The following is a 25,658-nucleotide window of genomic DNA, read 5'->3' on the forward strand; positions in this document are numbered from 1 at the left end:
TTCATCATGCCCTGTTTTCGGGCCCTGCCTCTCGCGCAGCCCGACGCGGGCTCGGTAGAGTGCCGCGGAGCCGGGTTCTTCCGGCCACCACCACTGTTTCCGAGGAGAGTCATGACCGACCCCATCAACCCGGGCGAGGCGCCGCAGCCTGCGCCCGCCGTCCCGCCCGCCTACCAGGCGCCCGTCGCCTCGCCGGATTCCTTCCCGGGCAAGGGACTCGGCATCGCGGGTCTCATCCTGGCGATCTTCATCCCCGTCATCGGCCTCATCCTGAGCATCGTCGCGAAGGTGCAGTCGAAGAAGGTCGGCGCGAAGAACACGCCCGCGACCGTCGGCATCGTGATCAGCATCATCCTGATCGTGCTCGGCATCATCGTGGCGATCGTGATCGGTGTGACCGGCGCGGCGCTGTTCGGCCACATCGTCGAGGTCTGTGCCGAGAACGGCCCGGGCGAGTGGACGATCGACGGCGTCACCTACACCTGCAAGTAGCACGCGCGTCTCGGGGCCGGGCGGAGCGATCCGCCCGGCCCCTTCGCGTGGCGGCGGGCGCGATCGGCCGCGGGGGTTAGCCTGACCGCGATGGATCCGATCGTCGCGCGGTACGCCCCCGCCGAGCAGGTGGTGCTGCGGCTCGTGCTCGCGCCGCTCGCGCAGGGCGGCACCGACCCGACCTTCCGGCGGGATGCGGACGGCTGGTGGCTCACGCTGCGCCTCGCCACCGGTGCCGCGACGCTGCTGCTGCGCGAGCACCGCGACGGCGTCGAGGCGCGGGCCTGGGGTGCGGGCGCCGAGGAGGCGATCGCCGGGGTGCCTGCGCTGCTCGGCGCGGACGACGACGCCGAGGGCTTCGAGCCCGGGCGTCATCCGCTCGTGGCACGGCTGCACCACGAGCATCCCGGCCTGCGGCTCACCCGCACCGGGCGCATCCTGCCGTGCCTCGTGCCGAGCGTGCTCGGGCAGAAGGTGACCGGCATCGAGCAGAAGAGCGCCTGGCGGCAGCTCGTCACCCGGTTCGGCGACCCTGCGCCCGGTCCCGCACCGCTCGGGATGCGCGTCGTGCCGTCCGCGGAGCGCTGGCGCCGCATCCCGTCCTGGGAGTGGCATCGGGCGGGTGTCGGCCCGCAGCGCGCCGACACCCTCATGCGCGTGTTCGCGGTGGCGGACGCTCTCGAGCGCGCGGCGACGGTGCCGGCGGACGAGGCGGCGCGTCGGCTGCGGACCCTCGCTGGCATCGGCCCGTGGACGGTCGCGGAGACCGTGCAACGCTCGCACGGCGATCCGGACGCGGTGAGCGTGGGCGACTTCCACCTGTGCAAGCGGGTGGGCGCCGCGCTCATCGGGCAGCGGGTCGACGACGACGGGATGCTCGAGCTGCTCGAGCCCTGGCGCGGGCACCGTCAGCGGGTGGTGCGGCTCATCGAGACCGCGGGCCTCGGCTACGAGCGCCACGGTCCGCGGCTGGCGATCCCCGCCCACCGCTCCCGCTGACCCGCTCCCGCTGACCCGCACCGCGCGCATCCGCACCGCGCGCACCCGCACCGCGCGCACCCGCGCCGACCTGCGCCGCGCCGACCCCCGCCAGATTCCGCCCTCGCCACCCCAGAAATGCAGGATCATCGGCCGCCGACCCCCGTGCGGGCGGGCTACCGGCGGATGGCGGAGCGGAATCTCCTGCATTTCTGGGGTGGTGGTGGGGAGGGTGGCGGGGTGGTGGGTGGGCGGATGGACGGATCGTCCGACGTCGGCGGGCAGCTCCTGGCTCGTGTTGTGGATGAGGCACAGCGATCGAGCGATTCCGCTGCGCAGCGTCTAGCGTGCTCGCGTGGGATTCATCCGCCGCTTCTCCCGACTCGCCTGGCTCACGACGCGCGCGCCGAAGCTGCCGCCGCTCGACCTCTACGACGTGTGCCGGTCGCCGCGCCGCGTGCAGCTCGGCGACCTCGACGAGTTGCGCCACATGAACAACGGCGCCTACCTCAGCAACCTCGACCACGCCCGTCAGGAGCTCGTGGTGCGCACGGGGCTCTGGGCGCGGTTGCGTGCCGCCGGCATCTATCCGGTCGTGTCGGCCCAGACGATCGCGTACCGCAAGTCGCTGCAGTTCGGGCAGCGCTATGTGATCGAGTCGCGGCTGCTCGGCCTCGACGACCGTGCCGTGTATGTGGAGCAGCGTTTCGTGGTGGGCGGCGAGGTGTACGCGCGGGCGTATGTGCAGGGGCGCTTCCTCTACGACGCGGGGGGCACGGTGCCGATGGAGGCCCTCGTCGAGGTCACCGGGGTCGATCCGGTCGAGCATCCCGTGCCGGCGTGGCTGCACGACTGGGCCGCCCAGGTGCGGCTGCCCGGCACCCGGCAGCCCGCGCCGAGCGAGTGGGGGTAGCTCTGTGCTGAAGTCCGACGCAGCGGGGGCATGAGCTGCTGGCTGCAGGCGATGCCCCCGCTGCGTCGGAGTTAGCGCGAGGTCTCGAGGACGGCCATCGCCGCGTGGTAGCCGCCGAGGCCTGACACGGCGCCGCCGCGGCGCGAACCCGAGCCGCACAGCAGGATGGCGGGGTGCCCGGTGGCGACGCCCCAGCGCTCGGCGGGGGTGCCGAGCGGGGCGTCGTCCTCGGCGAACGGCCACTCGAGCGGACCGTGGAAGATGTTGCCGCCCGGCATCCGCAGGCTCTGCTCGAGGTCGCGGGTGGTGGCCGTCTCGATGCACGGTCTGCCGTCGGCGTCGGTGAGCAGCAGCTCGGAGACCGGCTCGGCGAGCACCGAGTCGAGCGACCGCAGGACGGCGGCCTGCAGCTCGGCGCGCGCCGCATCCGGGTCGCGGCCCTCGAGCAGTCGGTCGGGGGTCTGCAGGGCGAACACCGTGAGGGTGTGGACGCCCGATGCCTGCAGCTCGGGGGAGAGGATGCCGGGGTCGGTGAGCGAGTGGCAGTAGCTCTCGAGCGGCACAGGTTCGGGCAGCCGCCCGGCGGCCGCCGCGGCGTGCGCCGCGTCGAGCGCCGCGAAGCCCTCGTGCACGTGGAAGGTTCCGGCGAAGGCGGTCGTCGGATCCGCGGAGGCGTCGCGCAGTCGCGGCAGCCGCTTCAGCAGCAGGTTCACCTTGGTCTGCGCGCCCTCCGGGCGGGGCGCCGCCTCGCCGAGCAGCCGCGCGAGCTCGGCGGGCGCGACCCCCGAGAGGATCGTGCGGCCGGCGATGCGGTGCTCATCGTCGCCTGAGCGGTAGACGACGTCGCCGTCGGGCGTCACGGAGGTCACGTCGGCGTCGGTCACGAGTTCGGCGCCGGCGTCGCGGGCGGCCCGCGCGAGCGCCCCGGTGACCGCGCCCATCCCGCCCACCGGCACATCCCAGTGGCCGGTTCCTCCGCCGATCACGTGGTACAGGAAGCAGCGGTTGGCGGCGAGGCTGGTGTCGACGGCGGGGGCGAAGGTGCCGATGAGCGCGTCGGTGAGCACGACGCCGCGGACGAGGTCGTCGGCGAAGCGGTGCTCGATCGTCTGCCCGATGGGGGCTTCGACGAACGGCGACCAGATCCGGTCGTCGCCGACGGCGCGGCGGGCTTCGGAGCGGGTGAGCAGCGGATCGGTCATGGTGGGCCAGATCGCCTCGGCGAGCCGCGCCGTGTCGTCGCCGAAGGCGCGCCAGGCGGCGAGCTCGGATGCGGCGCCGATCGAGGCGAAGGAGGCGGCCGTGGCGTCCGGGTCGCCCGTGTCGACGAGCAGGCCGCGATCGGTGCCGGGAAGCGGCGTGTACGAGGAGTAGCGGCGTCGGGCGAGGGCGATGTCGAGGCGGAGGTCGTTGCGGATGCGTTCCGGCAGCAGGCTCACGAGGTACGAGTAGCGCGAGAGGCGTGCCTCCACTCCCGGGAACACCTGCGCCGAGACCGCGGCGCCGCCGAGGTGGTCGAGCCGTTCGAGCACGGTGACGCTGCGGCCGGCGCGCGCGAGATACGCGGCCGCGACGAGCGCGTTGTGGCCGCCGCCGATGATCACCGCGTCGCGCGTCATGTGGTCACACTAGGGGGTCGCGGATCTCGATACACCGCGGCTGCGCCGCGGCACTCGATCAGCGGAGTAGTCGCGTCGCGCGCCGCCCGACCACCGGCTCAGCCGGTGATGCCGCGCGTGGATTCGATGGTGGCGGCGAGCTTCCTGCCGAGCGCCTCGTAGAACATCGACAGCGGGAACTCGTCGTCGAGCACGGCATCCGTGTAGCCCTTCGGGGCGCCCGCGAGCACCTCGTCGGGCAGGCCGCGCGCCCAGACGGACGCCGGATGCGGGGCGAGCGTACCCCGCACGAGCTCGTAGGCGGCCAGCCAGTGTGCCGTCTTCGGGCGGTCGATCGAGCGCCAGTAGAGCTCGTCGATCGCGTCGGACAGCGCGATCACCGCATCCGGCACCGCGTCCCAGTCGAAGGCGAGTTGCGTGTCGGTCCAGTGCAGCACGCCGCGCTGGTGCAGCCAGGCGAACAGCAGCTGCCCGCCGAGGCCGTCGTAGTTGCGCACACGCGAACCGGTGAGCGGAAAGCGGAACAGCCGGTCGAACAGGATCGCGTGCTGCACGTGCACCGCGCGATCGCGGGTGTGCTCGTCGGCGTGCGCGTCGCGTGCGAGCGCGACGCACTCGCGGAATGCGGTGAGGTCGCAGCGCAGCTCCTCGAGCGAGTAGAGGAAGTACGGCATCCGCTGCTTGATCATGAACGGATCGAACGGCAGGTCCCCGCGCATGTGGCTGCGGTCGTGGATGAGGTCCCACATCACGAACACCTCCTCGGCGAGCGCCTGGTCGTCGAGGAGTCGCTGCTGGGAGGGCAGCAGTTCGAGCTTGGTGATCTCGGCGGCGTCGCGCACCACGCGGCGGAAGCGGGCGGCCTCCCGATCCTGGAAGATCGCGCCCCAGGTGAACGCCGGGATCTCGCGCATCGCGACCGTCTCGGGGAACAGCACCGCCGAGTTGGTGTCGTAGCCGGGGGTGAAGTCGACGAACCGCAGCGAGACGAACAGCTTGTTGGTGTAGCGCGCTTCGAGGCGTTCGATGAACTCGGGCCAGATCACCTCGACGAGCACGGCCTCCAGGTGGCGATCCGGGGAGCCGTTCTGGGTGTACATCGGGAACACCACGAGGTGGCGCAGACCGTCGATGCGGTGGGCGGCGGGGGCGAAGGCGACGAGCGAGTCGAGGAAGTCGGGCACCCCGAAGCCGTCCTGCTCCCAGCGTGCGAAGTCGAGCGGCAGCGCGGCGAGGTAGGCGGCGTCGTGGGGGAAGGCGGGGGCGAGGGCGCGGATGCCGGCCACGATCGCGGCGACGTGTTCACGGGCGGCGGCGTGGTCGCCGGCATCCGGCACCGAGCCGTCGGCGCCTTGCAGCGCCTGCAGCGCGATCGCGGCGGCCTTGAGCCCCCGCCAGGCGGCGCTCTGCTCGGCGGTGGAGGCGTCCTCGACGACCTCCGGTTCTCCGATGATGGACGGGGTGTGGGCGATCGTGCTCATGGCGCCTCCTCTCGCCTTCGAGCCTAGGAAGCATCCTTGTGCGCGGAGTTGCCATCGGCGCTCGATCGTTGCGCGGCACGCGATTCGGCGCACGAGGCGTGCGCCGCGGGCTACAGGCCGTTGCGGGCGAGGAAGTCGCGCAGGATGGCGGTGAAGCGCTCGGGGTGCTCGACGCTCGGCAGGTGGGCGCTGTCGGGGAAGTGCACCTCTTCCGCGCCCGGGATGCCGCCCGAGAGCAGCGCGGCGGCCACCTTCGCGTCGGTCACGTCGTGGTCGCCGATGACGACGAGCGTGGGCACCGCGAGCTCGCCGAGCCGGTCGATGGCGGGGCGGGCGGGCGGCGTGGCCGTGCCCGCGAAATCCCAGTGCGCCGCGCCCACGTTGAGCTCGATGGCGCGCTCGACGAAGGCCGGGTCGACGTCGTCGACGTCGCGGTCGGGCCCGAGGTCCCACAGCTGCACCTCGGTGCGCACGAGCGCGTCGAGGTCTTCCGCGGCGCTCGCCGCGTCGATGGCCGCCTCGAGCTCGCGTTCACGGGGGCTGTAGTCGATGCCGTCGTCGCTCATGCCGCTCGGGTTGGAGCCGATCGTCACGAGGCCGGTCACGCGGTCGGGGTGCGCGAGCGCGGCATCCAGGGCGAAGCGCCCGCCGCGCGAGGCGCCCACGAGCACCGTGCGCTCGATGTCGGCGGCATCCAGGACGCGGATGAGGTCGTCGACCTCGGAGTACGGGACCGACTCCCCGGGCGACTCGCCGTAGCCGCGCGTGTCGTAGCGCACCACCCGGTGGTCGGAGGACAGGTCCGCGAACTGCGGGTCCCACATGGCGCGCGTCGCGACGCCCGCGTGGATGAAGGTGACGGCGGGGGATGCGGGGGCGCCGGCGGCGTCGAAGCCGAGGGTCGCACCGGGCACGGACACGAGGGGGGGCACGTCGCCAGACTAGGCGACGTGCCCGGCGCAGGCCAGGAGTCCTCGCTAGTCGAGCTCGACCTTCGTGCGGAAGAAGCCGACGATCGGGCCGACCACGAAGGCCACCACGAGCAGTGCGAGGATCGCGAACTCGATGGGGCCGTAGCTGGTCTCGTTGACGAGCGCGGGCAGGTTCCAGAGGATGATCGCGAACGCCCCGAGCAGGCCCACGAGCGCGAGGATCGGCGCGATGAGGCGCCGCCAGAGGCTCACCTCGTGCTGCTCCTTGCGGAAGATCCCGATGACCGCGACGGTCGTGAGGATCAGCAGCAGCACGAAGCCGACCGAGGAGATGCCGCCGAGCCAGGTGTAGAACTGGCCGATCGGGTCGAGCTGCAGGATCGCGGCGGCCGCCACGAGCGCGCCGATGATGACGGCGGTCACGAGGGAGGCGCGCGAGGGCGATCCGTGCTTGGTGTGGGCGATGCCGAGCGGCGCGGCGAGCACCCCGCGGCGGGCGAGCGAGTAGAAGTAGCGCGTCGAGATGTTGTGGAACGACAGGATGCAGGCGAACAGGCTCGTCACGAACAGCACCTGGATGATGTGCCCGCCGACGACGCCGAGGTACTGCTCGGTCGTGTCGGCCAGCAGGGTGCCGTAGTTCTCGCTCGCATTCTCGACGATGGTGCTCTCGCCGTTGGCGCTGATGAGCGCCCAGCTGGAGATCGCATAGAACACGCCGATCGCGATGAGGGCGATGTAGGTGGCCCGCGGGATGGTCTTGTCGGGGTCCTTCGCCTCGTCACGGAACACGGCGGTCGCCTCGAAGCCGATGAAGCTGAGGACGGCGAACAGGATCGCGAAGCCGGGTGCCCCGGAGACGATCTCGGCGGGGTTGGCGAATCCGGTGGAGAAGCCTTCGGGACCGCCGCCGGAGAACACGACCGCCGCGTCGAGGGCCAGCACGATGATGACCTCGCCGATGAGCAGCACGGCGAGCACGCGTCCGGAGAGCTCGATGTTGAAGTAGGACAGCACCGAGACGATCACGAAGCCGACCGCCGCGTAGGCGAACCACGGCACGGCGGGCACCCCGTACGACTGCAGCAGGCTGTCGAGGCCGGGGCCGAAGAGGCCGAACACGCCCGCCTCGAGCACGAGGTACGACAGCAGGGCGGAGAACGCGGTTCCGAGGCCGGCGCTGCGTCCGATGCCCTTGTCGACGTAGGCGTAGAAGGCGCCGGCGCTGCGCACGTAGGGGGTGGCGGCGGTGAAGCCGACCGCGAACAGCAGCAGCACGGCGGTCACGACGATGAAGGTGGCGGGGAATCCGGCGCCGTTGCCGAAGGCGATGCCGAGCGGCACGGGGCCGCCGATGACGCCGAGCGGCGAGGCCGCGGCGACGACGATGAAGACGATGCTGGCGACGCCGAGCGAGCCGCGCAGCTTGCCGGTTCCGGCGCGTTCGGGGGCTCCGTCGCCCGCGGCCGCGTCGGCGGCCACCGCGGGGGTGGACGTTGTGGTCATGGTGGTTCCTTCGGGATGTCGGGTGGGGTTCCGCGTCGCGGATGCGGCACGCTATCGCGCCGCCGCGAGCGGCCGCGAGCGTGTGTGACGGGGTGCGACGCGCGGTTACGGCGTGTGTCGGAAGCCCGCTGCGGGGTGAGTTTCCGTCACCCGGGCGCCCGCTCCGCCGAGCTTCTCGCGGAGGGTCCCGGAGCGCGGTGCGGCGGGTCGACGGCCGCGCCGACGCAGCTCCGGCACGAGCTGTTGGGTGAGCTGCTCCCAGCCCTCCGGCACGACGGTCGCGGCCAGGTTGAAGCCCGCGACGCCGGTGGTCTCGACCGAGCGCTCGAGCGCATCCGCGACCGTCTCGGGCGAGCCGATGATCACCGGACCGTCGCCGCCGATGCGGGCGTAGTCGGCGATCTCGCGCGGCGTCCACACCCGGCTCGGGTCGGCGGAGGTGAACGCGTCGACGACCGACTGGATGGCGTTGCTGCCCTGGGCCGCGAGCGGGGCGTCCGGGTCGAGCGCGGAGAAGTCGATGCCGGTCCAGCCGGAGAGCAGCACGGCGGCGCCGATCGGGTCGGCCACGTCGAGGTACTCGCGGTAGAGGGCGTGGGCCGTGGCATCCGTCTCGGCGATCACGACGGTCTGCTGGTTGATGACCGGCACGGAGTCCGGATCCCGCCCCGCTTCGGCGACGGCCGCGCGCACGGCGGCCACCTGCTTCGCGAGCACGGCATCGCTCGGAGCGGCCACGAAGACCGCCTCCGCGTGGCGAGCGGCGAAGCGCAGGCCGCGCGATGAGGCCCCGGCCTGGAAGAGGAACGGGGTCCGCTGCGGTGAGGGCTCGGCCAGGTGGAGCCCCGGCACCCGGAAGAACTCGCCCTGGAACGCGATCGGGCGCACCTTCCCGGGGTCGACGTAGACGCCGGATGCGGCATCCGCGAGGACCGCGTCGTCGGACCAGCTGCCCTCCCACAGGCGGTAGCAGACCTCCAGGTACTCGTCGGCGATGTCGTAGCGGCGGTCGTGCGCGACCTGCCCGTCGACGCCCAGGTTGAGGGCGCCGCTGGACAGGTAGGAGGTGACGATGTTCCAGCCGATGCGGCCGTTCGTGAGGTGGTCGGCGGTCGAGATCCGGCGCGCGAAGGGGAAGGGGTGCTCGAACGAGACGGATGCGGTGATGCCGAAGCCGAGCGTCTCGGTGACGGATGCCATGGCGGGCACCAACTGCAGCGGGTCGCCGACCGGCACTTGCGCACCGGCCCGGAGGGCGGCATCCGGGGAGCCGCCGTACACGTCGTAGACGCCCAGCACATCCGCGAGGAACAGCACATCGATGCCGCCCGCCTCGAGGGTGCGCGCCAGGTCGAGCCAGTGCTCGAGGCCGCGGTAGCCGCGCGAGCGGTCGCGTGGGTGCCGCCACAGTCCCGAAGAGAGGTGGCTCGGGGTGTTCATGCTGAAGGCGTTGAGGATGATCTCGCTCACGAGGCGGCCCCGCTCGCGGGGGTGGCGGGCTTCGCGGGCACGCCCACGTACCACTCGTAGGGCGGCTCGGCGTCGTTGACGACGGCGTCGCCGATGATGCGCGCCTTGAAGGCGACCGGGTTGTGGGATGCCACGGTGCGGGCGTTGCGCCAGTGCCGGTCGAGCGCGCGGCCGGTGCTCGTGGCGGAGGCGCCCAGCACGTCGAAGAGCGCGGTGGCCTGCCGCAGGGTGAGCTCGGCGACACTCAGCTGGGCGCGCGAGACGGCGAGCTCGGACTCGCGCTTGAGTTCGGCGATCCGCTCGGGGGAGGCGTCGCGCGCGGCGGCGGCGCGCTCCACGATGCGGGCGGCGTCGAGGGTGATGGCACGGGTGGCCGCCGCGGTCGCGGAGAGCCGCCCGATCGCCTCGAGCAGCTGCGGGTCGTGACGGCTCTCGGATGCCGCCCCGTGGCTGTAGGCGCGGGCCCGCGTGCGCAGCTCGTGGGCGGCATCCCGCTCCACCTCCTGCGCGATGCCGGCCAGCACCGCCACGAGCACGAGCTGGTAGAGCGCGGTCTGGTACGGGAAGCGGGTGCGGAACTCGAACACGTCGGCGAGGTCGACGTGCGCGCCCGCGAACACGGTGGTGCCGGATCCGGTGAGCCGCTGCCCGAATCCGTCCCAGTCGTCGCTCACGGTCACCCCGGGCTGGTTCCGGCGCACCAGGGCGGCCACCTCGGTGCCGTCGGGGATCACAGCGGATGCGTCGATCCAGTCCGCGAAGATGCTGCCCGTCGTGTAGAACTTGCGGCCGGTGATCGCCCAGCCATCTCCCGCCGGGTCGAGGCGGGTCTCGGTGGAGCCGAGGGTCACGTTGCCGATCTCGGTGACCGCGTTGCCGACGAGCTCCCCCGCGGCGAAGCGCGCGAGCCAGCGGTCGCGATCCGGGCCCTCGGGTGCCCACAGGCGGTCCTCGACGAAGGCGATGTGGCCGCGCAGCGCCTGCGGCACGTTGGGGTCGGCGGCGGCCAGCTCGATGAGGGTGTCGATCAGCTTGACGATGCTCGCGCCCGCCCCGCCCTGCTCGACGGGCACCCGCAGCGCCGCGAAGCCCGCCTCCGTGAGCCATCCGATCGGCTCGTTCGGCAGCACCCGCTCGCGCTCGCGCTGCACCGCGCCCTCGCGGATGCGGGCGATGACGGCATCCAGCGCGCTCATGTGTACAGCGAGACGGGCTGCAGGCGGCCGTCGAGGAAGTGCGCCCCGACCTCGATCGACTTGTAGTCGACCGGATCGTGCAGCGTGTAGGTGCGGACGTTCCGCCAGAACAGGTCGAGCCCGATCCGGTTGGCGGTGGCGGATGCGCCGGTCACCTCGAACACGCGGCTCGTGACCTCGACGGCGGCGCGGGTGGCCGCGACCTTGAGGGCCGCGATCTCGACCTCGATGCGGCCGCGATCCGCGGCGGTGGTGTCGGCGCCGCGGGCGACGGCCTCGTCGAAGCGGCGGGCGAGTCGGTCGGCGAGGGCGTCGACGGCGGCCGTCTGGGCGACCAGCTCGCCGAGCACCCGGTGCACGGTGGGGTCGTCGGCGTAGCGGTCGACGCCGGAGAGGAACCACGCGTTGCCGCGGGCCAGCACGAGCTCGCGGGCCTGCTCGAGCGCACCCTGCGCGCCGGCGAGGTAGACGTTCGCGAGCAGCAGCTGCACGCCGGGGGTGACGAGCGCGGCGAACGGCTCCTCGCGGTCGACGCCGATGACATCCGCCTCGGTGATGCGCACATCGGTGAAGCGGATGGAGCCGCTCGCGGAGGCGCGCTGGCCGAGGTGATCCCAGTCGTCGGGATGCTCGACACCCGCCCGGCGCGAGTCGAAGGCGAAGACGACCAGCTCGCCGTCGTAGACGCCGCCCTCGGCGATCGCGCCCGAGATCACGACATCCGTCGCCGCGGCGCCGGTCGCGAAGCGCTTGACGCCATTCAGCAGGTAGCCGTCGCCGTCGGCCGTGAAGCTCAGGTCGGGGCTCACCGGGTTGAAGGCGTCGCTCCAGAACAAGTTCCGCTCGGCGGACGCGCGGTACCAGCGCTCGCGGCCGGCCGGGTCGCCGTAGAAGGCGATGCAGGCCTGGTTGAGGTAGTGGTAGCCGAGGATCTGCCCGAGCGAGGCATCCGCCCGCGAGACGGTGCGGATGACGTCGAACGCGGTCTCCCAGTGGGCGCCGTGCCCGCCGTTCTCGACCGGGATGACGAGGTTCGCGAGCCCAGAGGCGCGCAGCACCTCGAGCGCCTCGCGCGGGTCGCTCGTGCGGTCGCGCTCGAGAGCGCCGGGGCGCAGCTCGGCCGCCACCCGCTCGGCGACCTCACGCCATCGCGCGAGCTCCTCGGTGGATGCGGTGCCCGACCACGGGCTGCGGGCGAGGGTCTCGGTGCTCATGGCGGTGCTCTCGGGTCGATGACGGGTGCCCCGTCATGCTCGCCGCTTCTCGGAGAACCGTCGACACAGTCTGCAACACGGCGTAACCGCGTCCCCTCCCGTGCATCGAGCCGTCGTATCCGGGGCCCTATCCCGGGAGATAGGCCACCGGATACGACGGCTCGATCAGCCGGACCAGCCCCGGGAGCGGAGGTCCGCCGCGATGCGGGCGAGGGCGGCCCGGGATGCGGGGGTGCGCAGGCGCGGGTCGACCTCGTCCGAGGTGAGGCGATGGGTGGACCAGCCGATCGCCGCGAGCTCCTGCTGCTTGCGGATGTCGCGCCGGAACTTCTCGGGACTCTGGTGGAGGAGGCTCTCGTACTCGGTGCCGACCCGGAACGCGGGGTGGGCGAGGTCGAGCATGTGGATGAAGCGCCCACCGGGCGCATGCACCCGGAAGTTGAGCTCGGGCTCCGGCAGACCGCCGCGCCAGAACATGAGACGCAGCTGCGTCTCGCGGCGGGAGAGCGGCCCGTACCGCACGAGCCCGAGTGCCTCGCGCGCGCGACGGATGCCTCGGGCACCGGCCATCGCATCCGTCGCGGCGCTCAACTCTGCGTGCGTACTGAGCGGCGGCACCGCGTCGAAGGGATGGGTCCCCGTGACGAGGAAGTCGCCCGCGGCGACGAGATCGTCGAGACCGAGCAGTGGTGCGCTCAGCACCCAGCTGGTCGCCGGGTCCGTGAGGCTCAGCTCGCCGAGGCGGGTGATGGTGGTGCGGTCGGGGTCCAGCTGGTGCGGGATGGTGCTGCGCGTGCGCGGACGTGATGGCCCGATCGACGACACGTGAATCGCCTCCTGCTGCTCGACCCGCGCCGGCAGTGGCGCGCCCCACAGCACGAGGGCGGTGGTGTGGCTGATCGCCTGGTCCGGGCCCTGCCGGAGCGCGAAGGCTGCGGCGAGTCTGACCGGATCGAGCGGTCCGTCATCCATCCGCACGGTGTGGAAGGGGGCACGGAGGGTCGGCGCCTTCAGCCGGTCGAGCGAGACCCCCAGAGCCTGGGCGGAGCGGACTGTGAAGGCCCCGCTCGCGAGGGGCTCGGGAAGGGGTATCCGGGTTCTCGGCATGCCCTCACTCTCCGGCCCGCGCGGCCACAGCTTCTCCCTTTCCCCTTCAGCTGTGGGCATTCCCAGCTGTGGAGGGAATCGAGCCGTCGTATCCGGGGCCCTATCCCGGGAGATAGGCCACCGGATACGACGGCTCGATGAGCGGGTGTCAGGGGAGGGGGGCACCCTGGAGGCATGTCCACACCACTCACCACTCACGTCGACCCGCCGTCCCTGGTCACGAGCCCCGCCTTCGCGCAGGGCGTGATCGTGCCCGCGGGGTCACTGCTCTTCGTCGGAGGCCAGAACGGCATCGACGGCGAGGGCAACGTGCTCCAGGGCCTCGGCCCGCAGACCGAGCAGGCGCTGCGCAACGTCAAGGCGGTGCTCGCCGAGGCGGGCACCGGACCCGAGCACGTCGCGAAGCTCACCATCTACCTCACGGCGGGCGCCGATCCGAACGAGGCCTACGGGGCGAGCGCCGCCGAGTGGCCGTACCGAACCGCGGTCACGGTCGTCACGGTGCAGCCCTCGCGTCCCGGCATCCTCGTCGAGATCGAGGCCGTCGCAGCGATCCCCGCGCCCGCACCCTAGAAGATCATCGGGCGGTCGTCGTCGTCCTCGAGCCCCAGGTCGAGGTCGACCACGACGGGCACGTGGTCGCTCGGGCCGTCGCCCTTGCGCTCCTCGCGGTGGATGGAGGCGTCGACGACCCGGTCGGCGAACGCCTGCGAGCCGAGGATGAAGTCGATGCGCATGCCCTCGTTGCGGGGGAAGCGCAGTTGCTTGTAGTCCCAGAAGGTGAAACCGTCGGGGCGGATCGGGCGCACGACATCCCGAAGCCCCGCCTTCTCGAACGCCGAGAACGCCGTGCGCTCGGGGGGCGAGATGTGGGTGGAGAGACCCGGGATGAAGCTCGGGTCGCCCACATCGGAGTCGAGCGGGGCGATGTTGAAGTCGCCCATGAGGGCGAGCGGCAGCTCAGGATCGGCGGCAAGCCAGTCGCGGGTGTCGGCGGCGAGGGTGGCGAGCCAGTCCAGCTTGTAGGCGTAGTGCGGGTCGTCGAGCGCGCGGCCGTTCGGCACGTACAGGCTCCACAGCCGCAGCCCCTCGATCGTGGCGCCGATCGCGCGGGCTTCGAGCGGCGCATCCGGGCCCTCGTGGCCCTTCAGGAAGCCGGGCTGTCCCGGGAAGCCGATCTCGACATCCTCGATCGGGTGCCGGGAGGCGATCGCGACCCCGTTCCACTGGTTGAGGCCGTGCAGCACCACCTCGTAACCGGCCTCCTCGAAGGGGGCGAGGGGGAACTGCGCCTCGGTGCACTTGATCTCCTGGAAGGCGACCACATCCACGTCTTCCCGCACCATCCAGTCGATCGCGCGGGCGTGCCTGCTGCGGATCGAGTTGATGTTCCAGGTGGCGATACGCATGCCACAACGCTAGCGGGGACGCCCGATCCCCACGGCTCGCCCTAGGCTGTAGGCCGTGACCGACGCGCGCAGCCAGCTCATCGAGTACATCTCGAAGGAGGCCGTCTTCCACGGCGACTTCACCCTCACGAGCGGCAAGAAGGCCAGCTACTACATCGACCTGCGCAAGGTGAGCCTCGACCACCGCGTCGCCCCGCTCATCGGGCAGGTCATGGTCGACCTCATCGCGCAGGTGCCCGACGTGGACGCCGTGGGCGGGCTCACGATGGGCGCCGACCCGATCGCGGCTGCCGTGCTGCACCAGGCCGCCGCCCAGGGTCTCGGCTACGACGCCTTCGTGGTGCGCAAGGAGCCCAAGGACCACGGCCGCGGCAAGCAGGTGGAGGGACCGGAACTCGAGGGCAAGCGCGTGATCGTGCTCGAGGACACCTCCACGACGGGCGGTTCGCCGCTCAAGGCCATCGAGGCGCTCGAGAAGGTGGGAGCCGAGATCGCCGCCGTCGCCGTGGTCGTCGACCGGGCCACCGGCGCGCAGGAGCGCATCGAGGCCGCCGGCTTCCCCTACTTCGCCGCCATCCGCCTCGACGATCTCGGCCTCGCGCCGCAGTAGGCGCACCTCCCCGCGACACGAGCACCCATGAACGACCGCCCCGGAGACGACGACACCCCGTCCGTTCCGCCGACCGTGCCGCCGGCATCGGGTGGCGGTTTCGCCTGGGGGCTCACGCCGCGGGCCGCCGAGCCGCAGCCTCCCGCGACGACGCCGGAGCCCGAGCCGCTGGAGCCGCTCGAACCGCTCGTTCCGGCGTGGACGCCCGCGGTGTCCAACCCGCCCGTGCCTCCCGCGAGTCCTGTGCCGCCGCTGAACCCCGTGCCGCCCGCGAGCCCTGTGCCGCCGCCGCTCATCGAGCCCGCGCCGACCGTCGCGTGGACTCCTCCGCCCCTCGAGCCGCCGCGGCCGCCGGAGGTCGCCCCGGATGCGGTCGACGCGCCCGGATGGGACCAGCCGACCCAGCTCATCGACGAGGTGCCCGAGGCGCCTGCCGTGCCCGCCCCAGCCGACCCGGTCGCCGACCTCGCCGCGACCGAACTGCTGCTGGGCGCCGGGACGACCGCGCACGATGCCGGCACCACCTCCGCTCTCGACGCCCTCTTCGGCGAACAGAACTTCCGCGACTACGACGCCGAACCGGTCACACGGGTGGCGCCCGCCCCGGCCGGGGAGCGGCGCGCCGCGACCGTCGACGTGTCCGAGCGGCCCGGGATCAGCCGCGCCCAGCGGGTCCTGTTGAGCGTGGTCGGCGGGCTCGTGGCCCTGCTCGCCCTCGCGGCGCTGTTCCTGCTGGGCACCCGGCTGCCCGGTCTCATCGGCCCCGCGCCGGTCGTCACCCCGAGCGCCTCGCCGTCCCCGTCGCCGAGCCCGTCGCCCACCACCGAGCCGGTCGGACCGGTGGAGCCCGGCACCTGGAGATGGAACGAGCTGCGCGGAGGCGAATGCCTCGACCCCTTCGAGGACCCGTGGGCCGAGGAGTTCACGGTCGTCGACTGCGCGAACCCGCATCCCGCGCAGCTCGTCTACCGCGGCACCTTCCCGCCCTCCGCGGAGGGCGTGACCGACGACGCATTCCCGGGCGTCGAGGCACTGCAGGGCCAGCTCTCCCTGCTGTGCACGGCGCCGGGGGTGGTGGATCTGGCCGCCGCGGCGCAGTACCCCGACGTGCAGTTCCAGGGCAGCTACCCGGCGACCCAGGAGCAGTGGGATGCCGGCGAGCGGCACTTCTACTGCTTCGTGAGCCGGGGCTCGGGCGAACCGCTCACCGGCTCGATCGCGGTGCCGCCGCCCGCACCCGCCGCACCCGCGGCCTGAGCCTCACGGCAGCAGTTCGTGCACCCCGGCGAGGATCTCGTCGGGACGGAACGGGTAACGCTCGATCTCGGTCTGGTCGCTGATGCCGGTGAGCACGAGCACCGTGTGCAGGCCCGCCTCGATGCCCGCCACGATGTCGGTGTCCATCCGGTCGCCGATCATGGCGGTGGTCTCGGAGTGGGCGCCGATCTTGTTCATCGCGGATCGGAACATCATGGGGTTCGGCTTGCCCACGATGTAGGGGTCCTTGCCGGTCGCCTTCGTGATGAGCGCCGCGATGGCACCCGTCGCAGGGAGCACGCCGTCCGCGGACGGGCCGGTCGCGTCCGGGTTGGTGGCGATGAAGCGCGCGCCGTCGTTGATGAGACGGATCGCCTTCGTGATCGCCTCGAAGGAGTAGTTGCGGGTCTCGCCCACCACCACGAAGTCGGGGGCGGTCTCGGTCATCACGAAACCGGCCTCGTGCAACGCCGTGGTGAGCCCCGCCTCGCCGATCACGAACGCCGAGCCGCCGGGGATCTGGCTCTTGCAGAACTCGGCGGTCGCGAGGGCGCTCGTCCAGATGCGCTCCTCGGGGACCTCGAGACCGGATGCGCGCAGCCGCGCCGCGAGGTCCCGCGGCGTGAAGATCGAGTTGTTCGTCAGAACGAGGAACGGGGTGGCCGCCTCCACCCAGCTGCGGATGAGCTCGGGTGCGCCGGGAAGCGGGTTGTTCTCATGGACGAGCACGCCGTCCATGTCGGTCAGCCAGCTCTCGATCGGGGGGCGGGCGTCGTGGCGCGGGTTCATGCCCCCAGGCTACCGATCGCGCTCCGGTGAGAAATGCAGGAGCCGTCGGCGGATCGCCCTCCCGCCCGGTCCAGAAATGCAGGAGGCTTCTGCCGCATCCCGCCGGTTTTCGGCCCACAGCATCCGCCCGGGGCAGATTCTCCTGCATTTCTGAGGGGGCGCGGCGCGTCACTCCTGCATTTCTGGACCGGATCCGCCCGAGGTGGACGCGGTGAGGATGCGCGCCCGTGGCAGCCGGGCGCGCATGACGTCCACGGCGTCCGGGCTCTGGTCGACGAGCAGGAAGCGGCGGCCGAGGGCTGCGGCGACGGCGCCCGTGGTGCCCGAACCCGCGAACAGGTCGAGCACGGCATCCCCCGGCGCCGAGGATGCCTGCACGATGCGCCGCAGGATGCCTTCGGGCTTCTGGGTGGGGTATCCGGTGCGCTCCGAGCCGTTGGTGGCGACGATCGTGTGCCACCACACGTCGGTCGGCAGCTTGCCGCGTTGCACCTTCTCGGGCGTGACGAGGCCGGGCGCCATGTACGGCTCGCGGTCGACGGATGCGTTGTCGAAGTAGTAGGCGAGCGGATCCTTCACGTACACGAGGATCGTGTCGTGCTTCGCCGGCCAGCGGCGGTTGGTCTTGCCGCCGTAGTCGTAGGCCCAGATGAGCTCGTTGAGGAAGCTGTCGCGGCCGAACAGCGCGTCGAGCGCGACCTTCGCGTAGTGCGCCTCGCGATAGTCGAGGTGCAGGTAGAGGGTGCCGCGGGCATCCAGCAGTCGCCAGGCCTCGGCGAGCCGTGGCTCGAGGAAGCCCCAGTAGTCCTCGAAGCGGTCGTCGTAGCCGTAGAGGGTGCGGGTGACCGAGCGGTAGCGCTCGCCGCCGAAGCCGGAGCGGTCGCCGTCCGGGTCGCGCACGGTCTCGAGGCGCTGGTGCTGCTGGGTGCGCCCGGTGTTGAACGGCGGATCGAGGTAGATGAGGCGGAAGCTCGCGTCGGGCAGGTGGCGGGCTACCGCGAGGTTGTCGCCGAGCACGATCGTGTCCGGGCTCGCGGCGTCCCACGCGCCCGCGCTCCAGCGCGCATCCGCAGACATGCGCCGACCTTAACAGCCCCCACCGCCTCGGGTGTTCATGGCGCGGCTGGAGCCGTGCCCTCGCGGCGGGAGGCGTTTCCCCCGCCGCGAGGGCACGGCTCCAGCCGCGCCACGATCTACGCTCGGGATGTGGAGGAAGCGGACCGCGCACCCGTCGGGGTGGGGCCGTGGCCGGGCGGGCGCGCGGCCTGGCCGAGCGACCCGCGGTACGACCCGGAGCTGCTGGAGAACGGCGATGCGCGCAACGTAGTCGACCGCTACCGCTACTGGCGGCTCGAGGCGATCGTGGCCGACCTCGACGCGCGCCGGCACCCGTTCCACGTGGCGATCGAGAACTGGCAGCACGACCTCAACATCGGCTCGATCGTGCGTACCGCGAACGCCTTCGCCGCCGAGGCGGTGCACATCGTGGGTCGTCGGCGCTGGAACCGTCGCGGGGCGATGGTGACCGACCGCTACCAGCACATCGAGCACCAACCGACGATCGACGACCTCGTCGCGTGGGCGGCGGAGCGCGGACTGCCGATCGTGGCCGTCGACAACACCGAGGGCGCCGTCGACCTCGATGCGTTCCGGATGCCGGAGCGCTGCATCCTGCTGTTCGGCCAGGAGGGACCGGGCCTCACGGATGCCGCGCTCACCGCCGCATCCGCCCACGTGCAGATCCGCCAGTTCGGCTCGACGCGCTCGATCAACGCCGCTGCCGCCGCCGCGATCGTCATGCACTCCTGGATCCGCCAGCACGCCTAGAGTCCCCGAAAGTACGCACTTCGGGGGCTCCCAGCGGCGTGTCGACCCCAGAAGTACGTGCTTTCGGGGAGATCGCGGAGGGGGCGGGCTCAGCCGATGAGCGAGGGCTCCAGGTCGCGCAGGGTGCGGAAGTGCGTCATGCGGGTCACGCCGAGCGCCGCGAAGCCGAGCGCCACGAGCGTCCAGCCGGCCAGCACGAGGGCGTCGATCAGCGCGCGGCCCACATCGCCCCCGTACATGAACTGCCGGATGGCGTCCACCGCGTAGCCCATCGGCAGCACGTGGTGCAGGCTCGCGAGCGGCTCCGGCAGCGTCTGCCACGGGAACGTCCCGCCCGCCGTCACGAGCTGCAGCACCATGAGCACGAGGCCCGTGAACTGGCCCACCGACCCGAGCCACACGTTGAGCGCCAGGATGATCGCCGCGAAGCACAGCGCGGCGAGCGCCATCATCCCGAACACCCCCCACGGCACCGCCATGGCGAAGCCGAGCGGGCCGGCCACCACCAGGAACAGCGCCGCCATCTGCAGCACCCCCAGGATGCCGGGGGTGAGCCAGCCGGCGAGCGTCACCTTGATCGGCGAGTGCAGCGCCGTGATCGCGCGGCGCGATACGGGCTTCACGATGAGGAACAGCGCGTAGATGCCGATCCATGCGGCGAGCGACACGAAGAACGGCGCGAGCCCCGCCCCGTAGTTGGACGCCTGCGCGAGGTTGGAGGTCTCGAGTGCGACCGGGTCGGCGAGTGCCGCGGCCTGCGTCGCCCGTGCGTCGGCGTCCTGGTCGGGCAGCTGCGCGAGCCCGGCGTCGAGCCCGTCGCGCAACTCCCGGGCGCCCGTGTCGAGGGCGCCGAGCCCGTCGCGCAGCTGGGCGGCACCCGACGCCGCGGAGGCCGCGCCGTCGGCCACCTGACGCGCGCCGGCCGCGAGCTGGTCGATCCGATCCACGGTCGTGCGGACGGTCGCGTCGGCGTCGTCGATCGCCGAGCCGACCGAATCGAGGCGCGCGAGCACCGCGTCCGCCTGCTCGGGGGTGAGTCCGGCGGCGGCCAGCTGCGCGGCGATGTCGGCGCGTGCCCGCGGCAGGCTCGCGTACACCTGGTGCTCGGCGGCGGCGAGCCGGTCGGCCTGCGCCGCGAGCGCGGCGTTGCCGTCGGCCACCTGGGCGGCTCCCGCGGCGAGCGTGCTCGTGCCGTCGGCGAGGCTCGTGGCCCCCGACGCCGCATCCGCGGTGCCGTCGGCGAGTCGCACGGCCCCGGAGGCGGCATCCGCCATGCCCACCCGGATGTCGGCCACGCCGTCGAGCAGTTGCCGCACCGCCTGCTCGGTCACCTGGCGGGTCACCGAGCCGAGCACGGTCTCGGCTGCCTGGTTGCCGATCGTGGTCGCGAGGTAGCTGCCCGCGTCGTTGGTGGCGAGCTCGAGTCGGGCCGGGTGGGGTGCGTCGTCCGCTGCGGAGAGCAGGGAGGCGGTGAAGTCCTGCGGGATCGTCACCGCGAAGTCGTAGCGCGAGGCGGCGAGCCCGGAGGCGGCGTCGGCGGCGCTCACCTCCCGCCAGTCGAAGGTGCCGTCGTCGAGCAGCTCGTCGGCGACCTCGCGGCCCACGACCACGTGCTCGCCGTCGCGCTCGCCGCCGGCATCCTGCATGACGAGCGCGACCGGGATCCGGTCGAAGTGCGCGTCCGGGTCCTGGTTGGCCCACAGGTAGAGGCCCCCGTAGAGCACGGGGACGGTGCACAGCGCGAGGAGTGCGACGAGCGCCATCGGGGTGGCGGTGAGACGACGGAACTCGGCCTGGATCATGGCGGGGATCTTCACGCGGCATCCCTCCCGGCCGGGGTGTCGCGGAGGGTCAGCGCACTCATCGCGGGTCGGCCGATGATGGCGAGCACGGCCACGTCGCGCTCGGCGATCGCCGCGAGGGCTCGATGCCATCGCGCGGCCTCGCCCCCGTGCCGGTCGGGGGAGACGACGACGAGGCCCTGCACGCCGGGACGCAGCAGGGCGAGCTCGCTCAGGATGCGCACCCGGGTGGCGGGATGGAGGTCGGCCAAGCGCGTGTCGGCGGCGCCGGGTGCGCCGAGGCTCTCGAGCACCCGCCGGGCGGCGGCTCGCGTGGACGGGCGCCCCGCGAACATGAGCTCCTCGGTCGCGACCGCGAGCAGCGTCACACCGGGGGGCGGTTCGCTCACGCTCGGCGCGTCGACGAGCGCGACCTCGCGGCGGATGCGGGCGGCATCCGCGCGTCCGTCGATGCGGACGGTGCCGCGGTCGGGCCGCATGCGACCGGTCGCGATGAGGCCCAGCACGGTGGGGCGCTCGGCGGTCTCGGCCTCGATGAGGGCGAGGCGTCCGCTCGCGAGTTCGAGGCTCGTGGCGGGGAGGGCGGCGCCGTCGCGGCCTTTCGCGACGCCGGAGAGTTCGATCCTCACGCGCTCAGCTCCGGGATCCGGGCGATGAGGGCGCTCGCGCTCGCGGCGTCGAGCCCGGCGATCGCGAGCACCGAGAGCGCGACGAGACGCTCGCCGAGCGCGCCGTCGAGCGGGGTGCGCGCGGCCTCGTCGAGCACGGTGAGCGCCGCGCCTTCGATGAGGCGGGCGAGCAGGGCGGGCGGGATGTCGGAGCGCACCGTGCTGGCGGCGATGCCCTCGTCGACGGTGCGTCGCACCCGGTCCCGCAGCGGTTCGAGGGCGAGGGCGAGTTCGTGCTGGTGCGGGCCGCGCACCGCGAACTGGGCCATCACGCGCACCGCTTCCACCTCGCGCCAGAGGCGCACGCCGATGAGGGCGAGTCGCACGAGCGGCTCGGGGTGCTCCACGTCGTCGACGGCCGCCAGCACGCGGCTGGCGCCGTGGGCGAGCAGCGAGCGCACGAGCTCGTCGCGGGTGGCGAAGTGGCCGTAGACCGCGCGACGGCTGAGGCCGGCTTCGGCGGCGATCGCGTCGAGCGAGGCGTCGGGGTCGCGGTTGAGCACGACGCCGGCGGCCGCGAGGAGGGCGAGGCGGTTCTCTTCGGCGTCGCGGCGCCTCGTCCGGGTGGGCGCGCCGCTCTCGATCAAGGTCATGCCCTCATCGTACGCCTAACTTGCACATCTGTGTGCACATTATTCGCGCCCCGGCATCCCCGGCTCCCTCTCCCCTTTCTCCCCGAAAGTACGTACTTCTGCGCCCCCGGGCGGCGTTTCGACCCCAGAAGTACGTACTCTCGCGGAGATCGGGGAGCCGATAGGCTGGGGTGTAATCCCCCGTCGAACAAAGGGAGACGCTATGCCCGCGATCGTGCTCATCGGTGCCCAGTGGGGCGACGAAGGCAAAGGCAAGGCGACCGACCTGCTCGGCGACCGCGTCGACTACGTCGTCAAGTTCAACGGCGGCAACAACGCCGGCCACACCGTCGTCGTCGGCGACCAGAAGTACGCGCTGCACCTGCTGCCCTCCGGCATCCTGAGCCCCGGCGTCGTACCCGTCATCGCTAACGGCGTCGTCGTCGACATCGAGGTGCTGTTCTCGGAGCTGGAGGCGCTCAGCGCCCGCGGCGTCGACGTCTCGAAGCTGCTCATCTCGGCCAACGCGCACGTCATCACCGCGTACCACCGCACCCTCGACCGCGTCACGGAGCGCTTCCTCGGCAAGCGCCAGATCGGCACCACCGGCCGCGGAATCGGCCCCGCGTACGCCGACAAGATCAACCGAGTCGGCATCCGGATGCAGGACCTCTTCGACGAGAACATCCTGCGTCAGAAGGTCGAGGGCGCCCTCGACCAGAAGAACCACCTGCTGCTGAAGGTCTACAACCGGCGCGCGATCGCCGTCGACGAGGTCGTCGACGACCTGCTGTCGTACGTCGAACGGCTGCGCCCGATGGTGGCCGACACGAGCCTCGAACTCAACCGCGCCCTCGACGCCGGCAAGACGGTGCTCTTCGAAGGCGGCCAGGCGACCATGCTGGATGTCGACCACGGCACCTACCCCTTCGTCACCTCCTCGAACGCCACGAGCGGCGGGGCCGCCACCGGATCCGGCGTCGCCCCCAACCGCTTCGACCGCGTCATCGCCGTCGTGAAGGCGTACACCACGCGCGTCGGCTCGGGACCGTTCCCCACCGAGCTCTTCGACGAGTCGGGCGAGTTCCTGCGCTCCGCCGGCTTCGAGTTCGGCACCACCACCGGCCGCCCCCGACGCACCGGCTGGTACGACGCCCCCATCGCCCGCTACGCGAGCCGCATCAACGGCGTCACCGACTTCGTGCTCACCAAGCTCGACGTGCTGACCGGCCTCGAGCGCATCCCCGTCGCGGTCGCCTACGACGTCGACGGCACCCGCTTCGACGAGGTGCCCGTCAACCAGAGCGACTTCCACCACGCGAAACCGATCTACGAAGAGTTCCCGGGGTGGAGCGAGGACATCACGGGCGCGCGCGAGTTCTCCGAGCTGCCCCAGGCGGCGCAGGACTACGCGCTCGCCCTCGAGCGGATGTCCGGATCGCGCATCTCGGCGATCGGCGTCGGCCCCGGCCGTGACGCCATCGTGGTGCGCCACGACCTGATCGGCTGAGACCGCCTCCGCGCGGGCCTCGGCCGGGGCCGCTTTCCGTCACTCGTTGCCGATGGCGCCGTCCGCGGCGTCGCGGGCGCCCTTCAGCTGCTCCGCGAACTTGCCGCCCGTGATCTTGTCGCCGAGGCTCTCGGCGCCGTCGAGCACCTTGTCGCTGACCTCCTCGGCCTGCTCGCTCTTCAGCGCGTCGCCGATCTTGTCCTTGTTGTCGTCGATGAATTCGGCGGCCTTCTTGCTCAGATCCTCGAATGCGCTCATCGTCGTTCCTTCCCTCGGGGGCGACGGCTGTCGCTCCTGGGGGCATCGTAGGCTCGTCGCCCGCCGCGCGGTACCCCGTTGCCGAAGCGGCTGCAGGATCGCCTGTCAGGATGGGGGGATGACCGCACGACGCCCCGAACGGGGAAGCCTGGTCGGCCGCTACGTGCGGCTCGACCCCTTCACCCTCGACGACCTCCCCGCCCTCTGGCGCGCGCTCGGACACCCGGAGGTGTTCGCGGGCGGGTACGGCGGCGGTCCCGCCGGGCTGCCCGCCGACGAGGCGGCCTACGCGGAGTGGGCGCCCCGCTACTTCCCGCACGAGACCGGCAACACCTACGTCGTGCGCATCGCGGCCGGGCCGCACACGGGCGAGGTGGTGGGCGCCACGAGCCTCGCCGACTTCGACGAGGCGCGCGAGTCGGCGCACATCGGCTGGACCGCCTACGACCCGCGCGTCTGGGGCACCCAGGTGAACGTGGAGGCGAAGCTCCTGCTGCTCGGGCTCGCCTTCGACCACGGCTTCGGCCGGGTGAAGCTGCAGGCGGATGCCCTCAACGCACGTTCGCGGGCCGCGATCGAGAAGATCGGCGCCTCCTTCGAGGGCATCACCCGGCGCGACCAGCGTCGCGCGGACGGGTCGTGGCGCGATGCCGCGATCTTCTCGGTGCTCGCCGAGGAGTGGCCCGAGGTGCGCGCGGGGCTCGAGCGGCGCCTGCAGGACTGGGGCGACCGCCCGGTATCCTTCAGATCATGACGGATGCCGCCCACCTCGACCCTCTCGACGAGCTCGCCGGCATCCGACAGTCGATCGACAACATCGACGCGGCCCTCATCCACCTGCTCGCGGAGCGGTTCAAGTTCACCCAGCAGGTGGGGCGGCTGAAGGCATCCAGCGGCCTCCCGGCCTCGGATCCGGATCGCGAGCGCGTGCAGGTCGCCCGGCTGCGGGCACTGGCTTCGGAGTCGCACCTCGACCCCGAGTTCGCCGAGAAGTGGTTCACCTTCGTGGTGGCGGAGGTCATCCACCACCACGAACGGCTCGCGAACGGCGCGAAGAGCGCCGGCGATCCGGCGTGACGGGCTGGGATCCGCGGGCGATTCCTTCGCTCGCCGGGCGCTGCGTCGTGGTCACCGGCGGCAATGCCGGGATCGGCTACTTCACGTCCGAGCAGCTCGCGCGGGCGGGGGCGCGCGTGGTGATCGCGGCGCGGTCCGCCGAGAAGGCCGAGGCGGCGATCCGATCGATCCGCGCGCAGGCGCCGGATGCCGAGCTCGCGCACGTGCGGCTGGATCTGGCCTCGCTCGCCTCGGTGCGGGAGGCGGCGGAGGAGCTCGCCGCGTTCCGTCCGCTGCACGCGCTCGTCAACAACGCGGGGCGTGTGCTGCCGTCGCGCGTGCGGCAGCTGACCGAGGACGGCTTCGAGGCGATCGTGGGCGGCAACTTCCTCGGGCATTTCGCCCTCACGACCCTGCTGTTCCCGGCGCTCGCGGCGGACGGGCGGGTGGTGGGTCTCGGCAGCGACTCGACGCGCATGGTGCGGCTCGAGGCCGACGACCTGTGGTCTGAGCGGCGCTATGCGCCGTTCCGCGCCTACGCGTTCTCCAAGCACGCCGTGCAGGGCTTCCATCTCGAGCTGGCCCGTCGGCTCGCCGCGGCGGGTGACGGGCGCCGCTCGCTGCTCGCGCATCCGGGCTGGGCGACGAACGCGTACGCCGCGAAACGGGTCGGGATCACGGATCGCGACCCGCGGTCGCAGCGGGTGTTCGAGGCGGTCACGGGATGGGCGGGCCAGGGCAAGGATCGCGGTGCCTGGCCCTCGGTGCGTGCCGTCGCCGATCCGGATGCCGCGAGCGGCACCTTCTTCGGCCCTTCGCGTCAGCTCGCGGGTCGCCCGGTGCCGGTCACCCCGGTCGCCTCCTCCGCGTCTCCCGCCTTCGGCGCCGCCCTGTGGGCCAACGCCGAGCAGAAGTCCGGCATCCGCTTCCCCCTCTGACTTCGGGGGTTCATGGCGTAGCTGGAGCTACGACCTCACGGCGGGAGGCGTTTC

Annotated in this window: 26 protein-coding genes; 11 read left to right on the top strand and 15 right to left on the bottom strand. The window is 72.3% G+C overall.

From position 1 onward, the window contains the following. The first annotated feature begins 111 nt into the window (after window positions 1-111). The 3 genes from FLP23_RS03175 (at window position 112) to FLP23_RS03185 (ending at window position 2,383) form a co-directional block, all read left to right on the top strand. Window positions 112-492, top strand: coding sequence for a DUF4190 domain-containing protein (locus FLP23_RS03175; RefSeq protein WP_149324534.1), 381 nt, complete (start codon window positions 112-114; stop codon window positions 490-492). Window positions 493-582: 90 nt separating this feature from the next. Further along, window positions 583-1,491, top strand: a complete 909-nt coding sequence (locus FLP23_RS03180) for a DNA-3-methyladenine glycosylase family protein (protein WP_149324535.1) — start codon at window positions 583-585, stop codon at window positions 1,489-1,491. Between the two features lie 334 nt (window positions 1,492-1,825). Continuing rightward, complete coding sequence (locus FLP23_RS03185) at window positions 1,826-2,383, top strand: acyl-CoA thioesterase (RefSeq protein WP_210413931.1); 558 nt, start codon at window positions 1,826-1,828, stop codon at window positions 2,381-2,383. 71 nt (window positions 2,384-2,454) lie between these two features. Here FLP23_RS03185 and FLP23_RS03190 read toward each other — a convergent pair whose 3' ends face one another. The 8 genes from FLP23_RS03190 to FLP23_RS03225 all read right to left on the bottom strand — a co-directional run bounded on the left by FLP23_RS03190 (window position 2,455) and on the right by FLP23_RS03225 (window position 12,908). Continuing rightward, the gene (locus FLP23_RS03190; RefSeq protein ID WP_149324536.1) at window positions 2,455-4,002 is read right to left on the bottom strand and encodes a phytoene desaturase family protein; all 1,548 of its coding nucleotides are present in this window, start codon (window positions 4,000-4,002) and stop codon (window positions 2,455-2,457) included. Window positions 4,003-4,100: 98 nt separating this feature from the next. After that, window positions 4,101-5,483, bottom strand: coding sequence for a DUF6421 family protein (locus FLP23_RS03195; RefSeq protein WP_149324537.1), 1,383 nt, complete (start codon window positions 5,481-5,483; stop codon window positions 4,101-4,103). 110 nt (window positions 5,484-5,593) lie between these two features. After that, window positions 5,594-6,415, bottom strand: coding sequence for an alpha/beta fold hydrolase (locus FLP23_RS03200; RefSeq protein ID WP_149324538.1), 822 nt, complete (start codon window positions 6,413-6,415; stop codon window positions 5,594-5,596). Between the two features lie 45 nt (window positions 6,416-6,460). Continuing rightward, complete coding sequence (locus tag FLP23_RS03205; protein WP_149324539.1) at window positions 6,461-7,921, bottom strand: APC family permease; 1,461 nt, start codon at window positions 7,919-7,921, stop codon at window positions 6,461-6,463. Window positions 7,922-8,026: 105 nt separating this feature from the next. Continuing rightward, window positions 8,027-9,391, bottom strand: coding sequence for an LLM class flavin-dependent oxidoreductase (locus FLP23_RS03210; protein WP_246140040.1), 1,365 nt, complete (start codon window positions 9,389-9,391; stop codon window positions 8,027-8,029). After that, complete coding sequence (locus FLP23_RS03215; RefSeq protein ID WP_149324540.1) at window positions 9,388-10,587, bottom strand: acyl-CoA dehydrogenase family protein; 1,200 nt, start codon at window positions 10,585-10,587, stop codon at window positions 9,388-9,390. Before FLP23_RS03215 ends, FLP23_RS03210 begins: the two co-directional genes overlap by 4 nt. Next, window positions 10,584-11,801, bottom strand: a complete 1,218-nt coding sequence (locus tag FLP23_RS03220; protein WP_149324541.1) for an acyl-CoA dehydrogenase family protein — start codon at window positions 11,799-11,801, stop codon at window positions 10,584-10,586. The genes FLP23_RS03215 and FLP23_RS03220 overlap by 4 nt, the downstream gene beginning before the upstream one ends. Before the next feature lie 165 nt (window positions 11,802-11,966). After that, window positions 11,967-12,908: a hypothetical protein gene (locus tag FLP23_RS03225; protein WP_149324542.1), complete on the bottom strand. Its 942-nt coding sequence runs from the start codon at window positions 12,906-12,908 to the stop codon at window positions 11,967-11,969. A gap of 174 nt (window positions 12,909-13,082) precedes the next feature. On the opposite strand from FLP23_RS03225, the gene FLP23_RS03230 reads away from it, so the two are divergent. Further along, a complete protein-coding gene (locus tag FLP23_RS03230; protein WP_149324543.1) occupies window positions 13,083-13,481 on the top strand; it encodes a RidA family protein in 399 nt (132 codons plus the stop codon). Here the strand turns inward: FLP23_RS03230 and FLP23_RS03235 are convergent. After that, complete coding sequence (locus tag FLP23_RS03235) at window positions 13,478-14,317, bottom strand: exodeoxyribonuclease III (protein WP_149324544.1); 840 nt, start codon at window positions 14,315-14,317, stop codon at window positions 13,478-13,480. The two genes, FLP23_RS03230 and FLP23_RS03235, sit on opposite strands and share 4 nt — an antisense overlap. Before the next feature lie 55 nt (window positions 14,318-14,372). Here FLP23_RS03235 and pyrE point away from each other — a divergent pair, with 55 nt between their 5' ends. Together pyrE and FLP23_RS03245 are read left to right on the top strand one after the other, a co-directional pair. Next, window positions 14,373-14,927 carry an orotate phosphoribosyltransferase gene (gene pyrE / locus FLP23_RS03240; protein ID WP_149324545.1) on the top strand — a complete coding sequence of 185 codons (555 nt, stop codon included), beginning with the start codon at window positions 14,373-14,375 and terminating at the stop codon, window positions 14,925-14,927. A 27-nt stretch (window positions 14,928-14,954) separates the two neighbouring features. Beyond that, window positions 14,955-16,184 carry a septum formation family protein gene (locus FLP23_RS03245; RefSeq protein ID WP_149324546.1) on the top strand — a complete coding sequence of 410 codons (1,230 nt, stop codon included), beginning with the start codon at window positions 14,955-14,957 and terminating at the stop codon, window positions 16,182-16,184. A 3-nt stretch (window positions 16,185-16,187) separates the two neighbouring features. Here FLP23_RS03245 and FLP23_RS03250 read toward each other — a convergent pair whose 3' ends face one another. Together FLP23_RS03250 and FLP23_RS03255 are read right to left on the bottom strand one after the other, a co-directional pair. Further along, entirely contained in the window at window positions 16,188-16,973 is a 786-nt protein-coding gene (locus tag FLP23_RS03250; protein WP_149324547.1) for an HAD-IIA family hydrolase, read from the bottom strand. Window positions 16,974-17,141: 168 nt separating this feature from the next. Then, a complete protein-coding gene (locus FLP23_RS03255; protein WP_149324548.1) occupies window positions 17,142-18,050 on the bottom strand; it encodes a DNA-methyltransferase in 909 nt (302 codons plus the stop codon). A 129-nt stretch (window positions 18,051-18,179) separates the two neighbouring features. On the opposite strand from FLP23_RS03255, the gene FLP23_RS03260 reads away from it, so the two are divergent. After that, window positions 18,180-18,800, top strand: a complete 621-nt coding sequence (locus tag FLP23_RS03260) for a TrmH family RNA methyltransferase (protein WP_246140041.1) — start codon at window positions 18,180-18,182, stop codon at window positions 18,798-18,800. An 89-nt stretch (window positions 18,801-18,889) separates the two neighbouring features. Here FLP23_RS03260 and FLP23_RS03265 read toward each other — a convergent pair whose 3' ends face one another. Genes FLP23_RS03265 through FLP23_RS03275 form a run of 3 tightly spaced genes read right to left on the bottom strand, consistent with a single transcriptional unit; the run spans window position 18,890 to window position 21,863 of the window. Then, window positions 18,890-20,617 (bottom strand): YhgE/Pip domain-containing protein, encoded by a 1,728-nt coding sequence (locus tag FLP23_RS03265; protein ID WP_149324550.1) that lies wholly within the window; start codon window positions 20,615-20,617, stop codon window positions 18,890-18,892. Continuing rightward, window positions 20,614-21,231: a P-loop NTPase family protein gene (locus tag FLP23_RS03270; RefSeq protein WP_149324551.1), complete on the bottom strand. Its 618-nt coding sequence runs from the start codon at window positions 21,229-21,231 to the stop codon at window positions 20,614-20,616. The genes FLP23_RS03265 and FLP23_RS03270 overlap by 4 nt, the downstream gene beginning before the upstream one ends. Next, a complete protein-coding gene (locus FLP23_RS03275; protein ID WP_149324552.1) occupies window positions 21,228-21,863 on the bottom strand; it encodes a TetR/AcrR family transcriptional regulator in 636 nt (211 codons plus the stop codon). The genes FLP23_RS03270 and FLP23_RS03275 overlap by 4 nt, the downstream gene beginning before the upstream one ends. Before the next feature lie 202 nt (window positions 21,864-22,065). On the opposite strand from FLP23_RS03275, the gene FLP23_RS03280 reads away from it, so the two are divergent. Then, window positions 22,066-23,352: an adenylosuccinate synthase gene (locus FLP23_RS03280; protein WP_149324553.1), complete on the top strand. Its 1,287-nt coding sequence runs from the start codon at window positions 22,066-22,068 to the stop codon at window positions 23,350-23,352. A 39-nt stretch (window positions 23,353-23,391) separates the two neighbouring features. Here FLP23_RS03280 and FLP23_RS03285 read toward each other — a convergent pair whose 3' ends face one another. Next, on the bottom strand, window positions 23,392-23,610 hold the full coding sequence (locus tag FLP23_RS03285) for an Rv0909 family putative TA system antitoxin (protein ID WP_149324554.1): 219 nt from the start codon (window positions 23,608-23,610) through the stop codon (window positions 23,392-23,394). Window positions 23,611-23,728: 118 nt separating this feature from the next. On the opposite strand from FLP23_RS03285, the gene FLP23_RS03290 reads away from it, so the two are divergent. Genes FLP23_RS03290 through FLP23_RS03300 form a run of 3 tightly spaced genes read left to right on the top strand, consistent with a single transcriptional unit; the run spans window position 23,729 to window position 25,604 of the window. Beyond that, complete coding sequence (locus FLP23_RS03290; protein WP_149324555.1) at window positions 23,729-24,364, top strand: GNAT family N-acetyltransferase; 636 nt, start codon at window positions 23,729-23,731, stop codon at window positions 24,362-24,364. After that, window positions 24,361-24,687, top strand: coding sequence for a chorismate mutase (locus FLP23_RS03295; protein WP_149324556.1), 327 nt, complete (start codon window positions 24,361-24,363; stop codon window positions 24,685-24,687). The genes FLP23_RS03290 and FLP23_RS03295 overlap by 4 nt, the downstream gene beginning before the upstream one ends. Further along, window positions 24,684-25,604, top strand: coding sequence for an SDR family NAD(P)-dependent oxidoreductase (locus FLP23_RS03300; RefSeq protein WP_168200362.1), 921 nt, complete (start codon window positions 24,684-24,686; stop codon window positions 25,602-25,604). The genes FLP23_RS03295 and FLP23_RS03300 overlap by 4 nt, the downstream gene beginning before the upstream one ends. Window positions 25,605-25,658 lie beyond the last annotated feature (54 nt).

The organism is Protaetiibacter larvae (genome assembly GCF_008365275.1).
GTDB classification, from domain to species: Bacteria; Actinomycetota; Actinomycetes; order Actinomycetales; family Microbacteriaceae; genus Homoserinibacter; species Homoserinibacter larvae.

Coding starts and splice junctions, on each gene's coding strand:
- FLP23_RS03175 (WP_149324534.1), top strand. CDS start 112: ATGACCGACCCCATCAACCCGGGCGAGGCGCCGCAGCCTGCGCCCGCC.
- FLP23_RS03180 (WP_149324535.1), top strand. CDS start 583: ATGGATCCGATCGTCGCGCGGTACGCCCCCGCCGAGCAGGTGGTGCTG.
- FLP23_RS03190 (WP_149324536.1), bottom strand. CDS start 4,002: ATGACGCGCGACGCGGTGATCATCGGCGGCGGCCACAACGCGCTCGTC.
- FLP23_RS03195 (WP_149324537.1), bottom strand. CDS start 5,483: ATGAGCACGATCGCCCACACCCCGTCCATCATCGGAGAACCGGAGGTC.
- FLP23_RS03205 (WP_149324539.1), bottom strand. CDS start 7,921: ATGACCACAACGTCCACCCCCGCGGTGGCCGCCGACGCGGCCGCGGGC.
- FLP23_RS03215 (WP_149324540.1), bottom strand. CDS start 10,587: ATGAGCGCGCTGGATGCCGTCATCGCCCGCATCCGCGAGGGCGCGGTG.
- FLP23_RS03220 (WP_149324541.1), bottom strand. CDS start 11,801: ATGAGCACCGAGACCCTCGCCCGCAGCCCGTGGTCGGGCACCGCATCC.
- FLP23_RS03225 (WP_149324542.1), bottom strand. CDS start 12,908: ATGCCGAGAACCCGGATACCCCTTCCCGAGCCCCTCGCGAGCGGGGCC.
- FLP23_RS03230 (WP_149324543.1), top strand. CDS start 13,083: ATGTCCACACCACTCACCACTCACGTCGACCCGCCGTCCCTGGTCACG.
- FLP23_RS03235 (WP_149324544.1), bottom strand. CDS start 14,317: ATGCGTATCGCCACCTGGAACATCAACTCGATCCGCAGCAGGCACGCC.
- FLP23_RS03245 (WP_149324546.1), top strand. CDS start 14,955: ATGAACGACCGCCCCGGAGACGACGACACCCCGTCCGTTCCGCCGACC.
- FLP23_RS03250 (WP_149324547.1), bottom strand. CDS start 16,973: ATGAACCCGCGCCACGACGCCCGCCCCCCGATCGAGAGCTGGCTGACC.
- FLP23_RS03255 (WP_149324548.1), bottom strand. CDS start 18,050: ATGTCTGCGGATGCGCGCTGGAGCGCGGGCGCGTGGGACGCCGCGAGC.
- FLP23_RS03275 (WP_149324552.1), bottom strand. CDS start 21,863: ATGACCTTGATCGAGAGCGGCGCGCCCACCCGGACGAGGCGCCGCGAC.
- FLP23_RS03280 (WP_149324553.1), top strand. CDS start 22,066: ATGCCCGCGATCGTGCTCATCGGTGCCCAGTGGGGCGACGAAGGCAAA.
- FLP23_RS03285 (WP_149324554.1), bottom strand. CDS start 23,610: ATGAGCGCATTCGAGGATCTGAGCAAGAAGGCCGCCGAATTCATCGAC.
- FLP23_RS03290 (WP_149324555.1), top strand. CDS start 23,729: ATGACCGCACGACGCCCCGAACGGGGAAGCCTGGTCGGCCGCTACGTG.
- FLP23_RS03295 (WP_149324556.1), top strand. CDS start 24,361: ATGACGGATGCCGCCCACCTCGACCCTCTCGACGAGCTCGCCGGCATC.